Annotated in this window: 8 protein-coding genes; 3 read left to right on the plus strand and 5 right to left on the minus strand. The window is 57.4% G+C overall.

Going from position 1 to position 12,058, the window contains the following annotated elements:
* Positions 1-4: 4 nt before the first annotated feature.
* Positions 5-2,413, minus strand: coding sequence for a ComEC/Rec2 family competence protein (locus ACO6TG_RS01335; protein WP_422376539.1), 2,409 nt, complete (start codon positions 2,411-2,413; stop codon positions 5-7).
* Positions 2,414-2,542: 129 nt separating this feature from the next.
* Here ACO6TG_RS01335 and gltX point away from each other — a divergent pair, with 129 nt between their 5' ends.
* From gltX to ACO6TG_RS01350, 3 genes are all read left to right on the plus strand, one after another.
* On the plus strand, positions 2,543-3,967 hold the full coding sequence (gene gltX, locus ACO6TG_RS01340) for a glutamate--tRNA ligase (protein WP_422376540.1): 1,425 nt from the start codon (positions 2,543-2,545) through the stop codon (positions 3,965-3,967).
* Between the two features lie 235 nt (positions 3,968-4,202).
* Entirely contained in the window at positions 4,203-5,495 is a 1,293-nt protein-coding gene (gltA, locus tag ACO6TG_RS01345; protein WP_094070911.1) for a citrate synthase, read from the plus strand.
* Positions 5,496-5,901: 406 nt separating this feature from the next.
* Positions 5,902-8,328, plus strand: coding sequence for a methyl-accepting chemotaxis protein (locus ACO6TG_RS01350; protein WP_422376541.1), 2,427 nt, complete (start codon positions 5,902-5,904; stop codon positions 8,326-8,328).
* Positions 8,329-8,687: 359 nt separating this feature from the next.
* Here the strand turns inward: ACO6TG_RS01350 and lpxB are convergent, their stop codons facing one another.
* From lpxB to fabZ, 4 genes are read right to left on the minus strand one after another with little or no spacing between them, the layout of a single operon-like run.
* On the minus strand, positions 8,688-9,878 hold the full coding sequence (gene lpxB, locus ACO6TG_RS01355) for a lipid-A-disaccharide synthase (RefSeq protein WP_422376542.1): 1,191 nt from the start codon (positions 9,876-9,878) through the stop codon (positions 8,688-8,690).
* Complete coding sequence (locus ACO6TG_RS01360) at positions 9,875-10,753, minus strand: LpxI family protein (protein WP_422376543.1); 879 nt, start codon at positions 10,751-10,753, stop codon at positions 9,875-9,877. Before ACO6TG_RS01360 ends, lpxB begins: the two co-directional genes overlap by 4 nt.
* A 4-nt stretch (positions 10,754-10,757) precedes the next feature.
* Entirely contained in the window at positions 10,758-11,555 is a 798-nt protein-coding gene (gene lpxA / locus ACO6TG_RS01365) for an acyl-ACP--UDP-N-acetylglucosamine O-acyltransferase (RefSeq protein ID WP_422376544.1), read from the minus strand.
* Positions 11,556-11,561: 6 nt separating this feature from the next.
* A complete protein-coding gene (gene fabZ / locus ACO6TG_RS01370) occupies positions 11,562-12,026 on the minus strand; it encodes a 3-hydroxyacyl-ACP dehydratase FabZ (protein WP_422376545.1) in 465 nt (154 codons plus the stop codon).
* Positions 12,027-12,058: the final 32 nt, after the last annotated feature.

The raw sequence follows: 12,058 nt of genomic DNA on the forward strand, positions 1-12,058 counted from the left end.
CCGGTCACCGGGTCTTGTTGCCCTCTGATCGCCGGAGACTGCCATAGGTCACAGTCCCCGGAAGATGCCAGGGTCGTGGCGGGTCTGGAATGGCATGAACCAAGCGCTCAATGATGGTGGTCCTGCCATTTTCGGTTTCAGTTTCATTGTCGAGGCTACGCGCGGTGGCCTCGAGGGCCGGCCCCCTCGATTTCTGGCTTGAGAGCCAGATGGCCACAGCTCCGCGTCGTGTTCTGACCACCTGGTCAATCACGAGATCTGCACCGCAATTCTCCGGAACGATAAAATCGCTCACGACAATATCGGCATATCGACAATCATCCACCAATGCTTCGAGCGTTTTGGGGACGGCGAGAAAAACAGGTGTCGTCTTTCCCGTTGCGGCTTCGCTTGCTTGCTCATTGCCAAAAGCGCTGAAAACGCATCCTTGCGCGTCGCATCGCCTTTGGGACGCTATCATCCTGCGCGATCCAAGCGCCTGCGATGGAATGCCTTCAGCCTGAAACCAGAGTTCCGTCGCAAAAGAGCTTCTCCTGCCGGAATACCGCAGATTGCCTTCCTCATCTCGCGCGGCAAGTGATGCGCCTGTTGTCGCAATCTGAAGATCGGGCGGCCTTGCTTGCACAGCTGACCCCACTCCGCCTGCAAACAACAGCACCGCGACAAGACGCAGACGCCCCGGCAACAGAAGTCCGGTGAACAGGGAGCCAAGAAGCAATACGGCGGCCACTGCATCCAGTTTGCCGACAGCGCCCTGCCCCGCGTCCAGGGCGGAAGTGAACTCAGCCACGTCGAGCAGGATCGAAATCCCGAATGACATGACGGTCAAGGGAAGCACCGCCAGGCCGAAGGGCATCAGCACCAGCGCAAGAACGCCCATCGGCATCACCAGCAAGGTGAAAACAGGCATGCCCAGCATATTCCCGACCAAACCATAGGGGGCAACGCGGCCGAAGTGATGTGCACCGATTATCCCTGTGGCAAGCCCGGCGACCAACGCAGTCACAAACAGACCCGCCCCCCAGGCACCAACAGACCTGACAATGCGGGCTCGGAGGCCCTGATCTCGCGTCATTCCTTGAAAATCCGCCTCGCGACGCCGCCAGAGCTCATAAACAGCGACAAGACAAATGACCGCTGCAAAAGACATCTGAAATCCAGGGAAAAACAGTCGCTCGGGCGCAAGCGCCAACAGCACCAGAGCGGCCAGCGCAACACTGCGCAAAGTCAGGCCGCGTCGTCCCGCCAGGAGACCCAGAAAAACAAGTGCAATCATCAGGTAGGAACGCTGGGTGGCGACACTCGCACCTGACAGCAGCAGATAGAAAGTTGCTGCAAGAAGCGCAGCAACAGCCGCCCACTTGTGCGTCGGCCATCGCAGAGAAAGGGCTGGGAGCAAGGCCAGGAGCAGCAGGACCCCACCATAGGTTCCACCGGCAAAAAGTGCCATGTGAAGACCGGAAATCGCGAGAATATGTGCGAGACCGGAGGCACGCAGCGCTTCCTCCTGCTGCTCAGAGATGCCGCTGCGGTCTCCAACGAGCAGGGCGACAACCAAGGCTGTTTCCGGTCGGTCTCCCAGATCGGTTCGAATGCGGTTTGCAAGGTCGCCCCGAAGCTTCGCCACCATGGCAGCACCGCGCAGTTTCAGGCCACTTTCAGCTGGTCCGAGCATCTCGGCTGGGCCAAAACTGAAGCCCGTCGCTCCGATTTGCATGAAATAGGCCCGAAAGGAAAAGTCATAACCGCCTGGATGCACCGGACCGGGTGGCGGAAACAGGCGCCCTTTAAGTCGCACTCTCTCGCCAACCTGCCCGCCACTTTCCTTTGGAACGCGTAAGCGCAGCCTGTGTGGAAAGGCGTCGGCATCGATGGCCCTCCGCTTGACCGTCTCGACGGACAAGACCAACCGATCGTGCTTAGGGCCGAATTGGCGTTCCAGAACGATCCCGCCGACTTCAACAGTCATCGGCATTGCAAGTCTGGGCGCGTCAACCAGACTGCTGCGCAAACTCGCCGTCCCTAATCCCGCTGAAAAGGCCAACAAAAGGACGGAATACCAAGCAAGGGCCTGTCGGCGCCTTACGCGCAGCGCAATCAGAAAGGTACACAACCCGACGAGCAAGACTGCAATTCGGGACGGTTCGCTGGGGAGGAGGAAGTAGCCAGCAATCCCTGAAGCGAACGAAAAGGCAACCCATAGCAGCCCCTGCTCATCCCAGAACTGATCAAAAGTCGTCACCCTGGACTTCACGCGGACACTGTGACCGAACAGCCAGCCTTTCCGCCCACGGTCGACAACGTGGCCGAACGGTCTCCTTGCCGCTTCTATTTTGCGTTGGGTGTCGCTGGAGGCTTCCGCTTTTGAGCGGGTTTTATAGTCGATCTGAGGATCCGACCCCGTCGCCGACACGCCTCCTCGCTTTCAGCTCAAGAAACGGCAGAGCTTTCTATTTAGCCTTGCCGAAGCCTGTGCTAAGACCGCGCCACCAATCTGGCGCCTCTTGCGCCCACATTCTGACAGAGACTTTCAAAAAGCACCATGGCACACGACATCGTCACGCGTTTCGCACCGTCCCCGACCGGCTTCCTGCACATTGGCGGCGCCCGCACCGCGCTTTTCAACTGGCTGTTTGCCAAGCATCACGGTGGCAAGATGCTGCTGCGCATCGAAGACACAGACAGGGCGCGCTCGACCGAGGAAGCTGTCGAGGCCCTGATTGACGGTCTTACCTGGCTCGGCCTCGATTGGGACGGCGACCCGATTTCTCAGTTCTCACGCGTCGACCGGCACAAGGAAGTTGTTGAAGAGATGCTTGCGGCCGGCACGGCGTATCGCTGCTATTCCACTCCGGAAGAACTCGATGCCATGCGCGAAAAGGCCCGCGCAGAAGGCAAGCCGCCCCGTTATGACGGCACCTGGCGGAACAAGGACGCCTCAGAAGCGCCGCATGGAGCCAGCTTCGTTATCCGTATCAAGTCGCCTGAAGACGGCGAGACCGTTGTGGACGACATGGTCCAGGGCCGCGTGGTCATTCCCAACAAGGATCTCGATGACTTCGTGCTGATGCGTTCCGACGGAACCCCGACCTACATGCTGGCCGTCGTTGTTGACGATCACGACATGGGCATCACCCACATCATCCGCGGCGTTGACCACCTGACCAACGCGGCTCGCCAGACGTTGATCTTCCAGGCGCTCGGCTGGGATGTTCCGGCCATGGCGCATATTCCGCTGATCCACGGACCGGATGGGGCCAAGCTGTCCAAACGCCACGGCGCCACCGGTGCCGAAGCGTATCGCGCAATGGGCTATTTGCCCCAGGCCATGCGCAACTATCTCGCCCGGCTCGGCTGGAGTCATGGCGATGAAGAGATCATGTCGCTGGAAGACATGATCAAATGGTTCGGCATGGATGCTGTCGGCCAGTCCGCTGCCCGTTTCGACTTCAAGAAGCTGGAAAACCTGAACGGGCACTACATGCGCGCCACAGACGACGCAGAGCTGCTCGCAGATTGGAAGATTTGCCTCGCACACGCGGAAAACGGCGCCCCCGTTCTGGAATGGCTGTCGGATGCAGCCAATGAAAAAACGGCTCTGGCAGCCCTTCCCGGCCTGAAAGAACGGGCCAAGACGCTGGTCGAACTGACCGAGAGCGCCTCCTATCTGTGGCGCCAGCGTCCTCTCGACACGGACGAAAAAGCGGCAAAGATCCTCACTGATGACGCCAGGGCCATTTTGCGGGACCTGCATGAGGTCCTGTCCGGCGCTGCCGACTGGCAGGCAGAACCCCTTGAAACCGCCGTCAAAGCCTACGCGGAAGACAAGGAACTGAAACTGGGCAAAGTGGCCCAGCCGTTGCGCGCTGCACTTACAGGGCGTGGCACGTCACCGGGCATCTACGACGTTCTGATCGCACTTGGCAGGGACGAATCTCTGGCTCGCATCAACGATCAGGCTGCTTGAGCTGACAGGCGAAAGACCGCTTTCCGGCAGAATTCCGGGCGCTTGCCGTTTTGGCAAGGTTCGGAAAGCGGTCTTTGACCAAAGCGTTATATCGGCCAGCTTGCGGCAGTGCAGTAAATGGGCTACCCAAGACGCGAAAAATTCTCCAGTGCTGTCCGGCAGTGGGCATGCGCCCCTCATCCAGAGGGGTCAAACATCAGGACGGCACATCCGGTTAACGTAGAGGGGTTTCTGTATGGCCGACAACAACGCCAAGCTCAACGTCGGTGGCAACGACCACGATTTCGACGTTCTTGACGGATCCATCGGACCGTCGGTTGTGAACATCTCGTCCTTGTACAAGGACACTGGCATGTTCACCTATGACCCGGGCTTCACCTCAACCGCGTCTTGTGAATCCAAGATCACATACATTGATGGCGACGAAGGCACCCTGCTTTATCGCGGTTACCCGATTGAGCAGCTCGCGGATCACGGCGACTTCCTGGAATCCTGCTATCTGCTGCTGTACGGCGAGCTGCCGACCAAGGCGCAGAAAGACGACTTCGTCAATCGCGTCACCTATCACACCATGATCCACGAGCAGATGAACCGGTTCTTCTCCGGTTTCCGCCGTGACGCTCACCCGATGGCCATCATGGTCGGCACCGTCGGCGCCCTGTCTGCGTTCTATCATGACAGCACCGACATCACTGACCCGCATCAGCGCATGGTTGCTTCCCTGCGCATGATTGCGAAGATGCCGACCATCGCCGCAATGGCCTACAAGTATCATGTCGGCCAGCCATTCGTTTATCCGCGCAATGATCTCGGCTATGCCGCCAACTTCCTGCACATGTGCTTTGCAGTGCCTTGCGAGGAATACAAGGTGAACCCTGTCCTGGCCCGCGCCATGGACCGGATCTTCATCCTGCACGCCGACCACGAACAGAATGCGTCCACTTCCACGGTGCGTCTCGCAGGCTCTTCGGGCGCCAACCCGTTTGCCTGTATCGCTGCCGGCATTGCCTGCCTCTGGGGTCCGGCTCACGGCGGCGCTAACGAAGCTGCGCTCAACATGCTGTCTGAGATCGGCTCTGTTGACCGTATTCCGGAATTCGTTGCCCGTGCCAAGGACAAGAACGACCCGTTCCGCCTGATGGGCTTTGGTCACCGCGTCTACAAGAACTACGACCCGCGTGCGCGCATCATGCAGAAAACGACGCATGAAGTGCTCGGCGAGCTCGGCATCAAGGACGATCCGCTGCTCGACGTCGCCATGGAGCTGGAAAAAATCGCTCTCAATGACGAGTATTTCGTTGAGAAGAAGCTCTATCCGAACATCGACTTTTATTCCGGCATCACGCTGAGGGCACTTGGCTTCCCGACCACCATGTTCACCGTGCTGTTCGCCCTTGCGCGTACAGTCGGCTGGATTGCCCAGTGGAAGGAAATGGTTGAGGATCCGTCCCAGCGCATTGGCCGTCCGCGTCAGCTCTATACCGGCGCAACGAAGCGTGACTACACGCCGATCGACCAACGCCGCTGATAGATCCTCTGCCAGCCGGCAATAGAGACACGAATTTGAAAGCGTTCCCGAGATTCGGGAGCGCTTTCTTTTTTTCCCTAACGGAATCCGTGCATTTTGAAGAAAATATTTTCCGCTTTCCACCCAGCCAACGAAGACAGTTTCCAAAACCGAGTGTTGCCTGAATAAGCGGGACTCGAATTCTCCCCAAGCGCCAACAAAAGAGATTTCAATTCATTCTCAATCAAGAATTTTTTCTACTAATTTTTTAGTTTAAAAGATGAATAAGCTCCAGAAAAATGTAATTTAAGATCAATACTTAACATTATTGAAGGCTTGCAAATTTTTACAAATAATAAGGAATCTGTGTCTAGCATACTCCTCAATAAGTTCGCGTGGAACGCGCTCGGTGTCTTGAGGGGTAAATATGAATTTCCTGAAATTCGCTTCTGATCTGAAGTTTGGCGTAAAAGTCGGCGGCAGCTTTGCCGCTGTTGTTGCGCTTACAGGAATTGTCGGCGGCGTCGGCGCATACAGTGTGATGACCCTCTCTGAACGGATGGAAGTTGCCAAACAGTCGACCTCAACGATTGCACAGCTTCAAAATCTCGCCAGCAGACGCGAGAATTTCCTGTCAACGCAGGACACGGCATCAGCTGAGGAAGCACTCAAAAGCATTGGTTTTTTAGGCAGTGAACTGGAGGTTCTTCAGGCACAGCTCAAATCCGACCCTCAAGCCCAAGTGCCCGTTCAAGAGGCCGCCGATGCAGTGAAAGACTTCGGCGGCACCTTTCAGCAAGTCGTCAAACTGACTGAAGCTCAAAAGGCGAAACAGACACAGCTGGACAGCGCTGTTCAGAATCTAGAAGCCGCCGCATCGCAAATACTTGGCAAATCCCTGATGGCGCGCGACGGTGTCAGCCAGGACGAAACGAATGCGCGCAAGACCCTGGTTCTTGCCAACAAGGTCGGTCAGGCAGCAGCAGGGTTTCAGGAAGAATCGCTGACCTTGCAGAACCTGTTCAACGCCGCCGCGAACAACGCGAAACAGCTTGCCGACATCAAGGACCGGGTTGCAAAGCTGGTGCCGTCTGCAAAGCAAATGGCCGCAAACAGTTTTGAAGGTGTAGACCCCGGCAAGTTCTCGCAACTCGCTACAAAGACGGCCGAACTGGAACAGACCCTCGACAAACTGTCCCAGACCAAAGACTACATCGAGATCTTTGATCTGACGGACGCCGCCAAGGCAGGTTTCGAAACCCTGGTTTCTAGCGTCAAGGAAATCCGCGCACAGGCGAATGTCGCGATCGACAACGTCTATGATCAGGCAGACGAGATCAATCAGCGTTTCTACGTTGTCGACAGTGCCGCAGACACGGTCATGCAGATTGAAGCCGATGCGAATGCAGTAAAAGCCGCCGCCTTCTATTTCATGCTGAAGCCGGACGATGCCTCTGAGGCAGCAGTCACCAAAGGCATTGAAGATCTGAACAAGCTTGCCTCGCGCCTGGAAAAAAGCGCCAAGGATTTCCCTGCAATTGCCGACCAGGTACCCGCGGTCAAGGCGTCTCTGGTTTCGTTCGGTGCAAGTTTTGCCGAACTGGCGTCGAACCAGTTCGACCTCGCCAGCAAGATTGGCGAGATGAAGGAACAGTCGCAGACGGTCCAGGCGCGGATTTCAGAAATCTCCGCGGAACAAAGCGAGGCAGCCCAGGCTTCCAGTACCAGCGCGCTCGGCGTGATCACTCTTGCCCTTCTGGCTGCCGTTCTGGCCGGTGTTGGCATGGCGGTCGCCTTGAATTTTGCCGTGACACGGCCGCTGCGACGCACCACCGAGACCATGTCGCAGCTCGCCGATGGCAATACCGATGTTGATATCGATGGCGTCGAGCGTGGCGATGAGATTGGTGACATGAGCCGCACCATGCAAGTGTTCCGTGACAATGCCGTGGAACGGGTCCGACTTCAGTCAGAGACCGAACAGGAGCAGCAGTTGCGCGCTGAACGTCAGGCGCGTGTTGAAGACCTGATTTCGACTTTCCGTGAAAAGGCAACCGAAGTTCTTGGATCTGTTGGAGAAACAGCCACGACCCTCGACGGGACCGCACAGGACCTCAGCGCGATTGCCAGCCAGAGCTCAAGCCTTGCCGACAGCACTTATGGTGTGACCGACGAAGCCACCCAGAATGTTCAGACTGTCGCCAGTGCCGCCGAGGAACTGGCCGCTTCGATCGCGGAAATCTCGCGTCAGGTCAACCAGACAACCCAGGTCGTGGACCGGGCGACACAGGGTACCCAGGTCACCAACGAGAAGGTTCAGGGCCTGTCGACCGCAGCGACAAAGATCGGTGAAGTGGTCAGCCTGATCCAGGCCATTGCCGAACAGACAAATCTGCTGGCACTCAATGCAACAATTGAAGCTGCACGTGCCGGAGAAGCCGGCAAGGGCTTCGCCGTTGTCGCGGCAGAAGTGAAAGAGCTCGCCACGCAGACCTCCAAGGCGACGGAAGAAATCTCCTCGCAGATCTCCGAAATCCAGGGAGCGACCAAAGATGCCGTGACCGCGATCGAGGCGATCACGCAGACCATGGACGAAGTCAACGAGTACACCTCAACCATCGCAGCAGCTGTTGAACAGCAAGGTGCTGCGACCAACGAGATCTCCGTGAACGTCCAACGCGCTGCGGAAGGCACCGGTTCGGTGAAAACCAACATGTCGGATCTGTCACAGGCCGTCTCCCAGACCAGTCAGAACGCCAATCTGGTGCTGGGGGCCTCCAGCGAGCTGTCCCAGAAGACCGAGGGCCTGAAACAGGAAGTCAATCACTTCCTGGACAATGTGGCGAACGCCTGAACCAGACCCTTTTCAAAAAACAAACCCCGGAGGCGACGGCTTCCGGGGTTTTCTTTTTGCGTTCACGTCAGTGCCGCGTGAAGCCGGCTGGTGGTTTGAGCATTTTCCAACCAAATTGGTGCACTCTGCCGGAGCCAGTTTGGTCCAGGACCAAGAGAGCTGACGAAAAGCGTGCTGGCGCCACGGTCGAGACAGCTTCCGCAGGCAATGGGCCAAACACCCTTCGAATTCGTGTCTGGCCGGCGGCGTCTGCTTCGTCGGGCCGATTGTCCATAGCCCCGCTATGGCCTGCCCGCCCCTCCGCGCAGATCGTCTCGCCCGACCTTAAACAGGATGCGCCAATTTGGTGAGAAAATGCTCTAACTCTCAGGGAATGACTTCATGGCCGTCAGCACAACATCAGCCGCTGCTGCCCGCTGGCTGTAGCCATCCGGCAATCTCATTTCCACATCAAGACGTTTCAATTCCGCGATTTGCAGGTCGCGCTCAGGGCCTCCCCTGAGCAAGCCCACCAGATGGTCCGCCAGGATTTGGGGCTGAACTTCATCATCAAGAAATTCCGGGATCGCCTTGCTACCCAGGATGATATTCGGCAGTACGAAGGAATCCACGCTGGCGAACTTGAAGATCCTGTTCAGTTCCTTGATTCTCCGGAAAAACCAGTCGACCTTGTACGCGACCACCATTGGTACACCGGACAGCGCAAGCTCCAGGGAAACCGTACCGGAGGCAGCAAGCGCGGCGTGCGCCTGACGAAAGGCAGCCTTCTTGGCAGCGTCACCCGTCACGATGTCCGGTTGAACCGGCCAGCCGGCAACGCCATCTCGTACTCTGTTTTCCAGATGCGCAACTGCTGGAAGAACAATCCTGAGATTGGGAACTTGATCCACCACCAGTTTCAGGGTCTGACCGAAGTCTCCCAAAAGACGATCGATTTCGCTTCCTCGGCTGCCCGGCAAGACGACGAGAACGGGCTGTTTCTCCCCAAGCGGCGTCCGCTCCCCGTCCGATGGCCTGAGTTCGTCTGCTTTTTCGCAAAGTGGATGGCCGACATAGTGCGTTCTCGGCCCGCCAAGGCGTTTGTGAACTGCCGGTTCGAATGGCAGCAGTGCCAGCAGCTCATCCACATAGGCGCTCATCTTCTTCGCGCGGCCAGGCCGCCAGGCCCAGACCGACGGCGACACATAGCCAACCACGGGAATATGCGGTGCGCGCTTCCGCACGCGCTTTGCTACATTATGCGTGAAATCCGGGCTGTCGACGATCACCAACACGTCCGGTTTGGCCGCAATCACCGCGTTCACAGTCTGATACACGCGCCGCACAATGAGCGGCAACCTGGCGATCACAGCCGTCAGTCCCATAACAGAGACATCGCTCATATTGAAGAAACTGGTCAGACCGAGGCCAGTCATCTTCTCGCCTCCGACCCCACAATAGCGGACACCCTCACCAAGACGGTCATTCAGGGCCTTCATAAGCTCAGAGCCGAGCTGATCACCCGATTCTTCTCCGGCCACGATGCAGATGGTTGGCATCCGGCCGGTCATGACCGCCCCATTCCAGCAGAACGCGAAATACCGATCAGAAAGACTTTCGACTGGTTCGCCTTGCGGATTGTCTCTTCTCGCTCGGCAATCAATGCGCCATCCGCTTCCACCGCAATACCGGCAAGTCCCGCGGCAACCGCAAGATCGATGGTGTGCGGCCCCACAGCCGGAAGATCCACCCGAAGATCCTGATTGGGTTTGGCCGTTTTCACCAGAACACCTGAACGCCCCTTGTTCCGGATGCGGCCAATCTTCTTAAGATCGGCACAGCGTTGCAGCATTGCGTCCGTGCCTTCAGCCCCTTCCAGGGCAACAACCCGGCCCCCTATGGCGACAGCCGCCTGCCCGATATCCAGTTCTCCGAGCTTTTCGGTCGCCGCGAGAGCCAATTCGACGTCACGCCAATCGGCCTCCCTGGGCTGAACCTTGCCCAGAACTCCGCTTGAAGCCAACAGTTGCGGCGCAACGTCCTTGATCCCCACGACGCGGTATCCTTCCTTTTCAAACAGCCGGATGACCTTGGTCAGCAGACTGTCATCACCGCCAGCCAACGCGCGTATGATTGCCGGCAACCGTTTCAAGGTTCCGAAATCACCGAGGATGGACGTGAAATCAGGTCGTTTGGAAACGCCACCAATCAGCAGGACATCCTGGCAGTCATTGGTCTTCAAAAACCTGTACAGCCGGCCGATCTCACCCCAACCGAGTTCTGCGTGAGCGCGCACCCGGGTTGCCTGGTCCGCTTCTCCCCGGATGGCCACAATCCTGAAATCACGTCCCGCCGCAACAAGTCCGTCGGCCACCTGTCGCGGCAACGTGCCGTTCCCGGCAATCAGTGCAATACGCGGGGCACCTTGCAGGGTCCTGCCTGCCATGACTTCAATCTTCGCTGCGCGGCGTACAGAAGCGCCGGTCTTCCTTTTCCAGGATGAAATCGGTCACGGTTTTGACCAGAGGTTGGTCAGCCTGTTCGGCGGCAAGGGCCTCCGCGCGACCACGCAACGTGCCCTCTTCGACCTCGAACAGTGCACGGTAGGCTGCGCGCAGCGCATGGATCTGTTCGCGCGGCAATCCCTTTCGCTTCAATCCGATCAGATTGAGACCTGCCAGTCGGGCCCGATCACCAATGACGGAGCCATAGGGAATGACGTCAAATTCCACACCTGTCATTCCGCCAACAATAGCGCCCGTTCCGATCCGGGACCACTGACGAACGGCACTAAGCCCGCCCATGATGACAAAATCGGCCAGTTCAACGTGCCCGGCCAGCGTTGCATTGTTGGCAAGAATAGCGTGATTACCGACCAGACAGTCATGTCCGACGTGAGACCCCATCATGAACAGGCAATTGTCGCCGACTCGGGTCACCCCCCCGCCGCCTTCTGTTCCAGGGTTCATCGTAACGTGTTCGCGAATCTGGTTGTTGGCGCCGATTTCAAGCCGCGAAACTTCACCGGCAAATTTCAGATCCTGAGGTTTGTGCCCGATACTGGCAAACGGAAAAATATGTGTGCCTGGACCAACATGGGTGTGTCCGGCCACAGCAACATGTGCTTCCAGGACAACGTTGTCGGAAAGCGAGACATTACCGCCGACAATGGAATACGGACCGATACGGACATTTTCGCCGATTTGGGCACCGTCTTCGACAATAGCGGTAGGATGAATTTCAGTCATGCAACCTCACGCATCTATCAGCATGGCGCTGACTTCCGCTTCCGCAACCTTCTTGCCTTCAACAAGCGCGACGGCATCGAATTTCCAGATATTGGCGCGCTGCTTGATTTTCTTCACGTGAAAATGAACCTGATCACCTGGTTCCACAGGCTTGCGGAACTTTGCCTTGTCGATGGTCATGAAATAGACCAGCTGAGGTGGCGCATCATCTCCCCGTGCGTGTACACACAGAGCCCCCGCGGTCTGAGCCATGGCCTCGATGAGCAACACGCCTGGAAAAACCGGTCTTTCCGGGAAGTGGCCGGTAAAGTGAGGCTCGTTAATGGTGACGTTCTTGATGCCGATGCAACTGTTGTCGCCATCCATTTCAATGATCTTGTCGATCAGGAGAAATGGATAACGGTGCGGCAGCAGTTTCATGATCCTCATGATGTCTGCAGTCGCCAATGTCTTGTTGTTTTCGTCTTCCATAAAAAACCCCTGGGCAGTTCCTGCCAAAAAGT

The organism is Roseibium sp. (assembly GCF_965233565.1).
In the GTDB taxonomy this organism is placed as follows: Bacteria; Pseudomonadota; Alphaproteobacteria; order Rhizobiales; family Stappiaceae; genus Roseibium.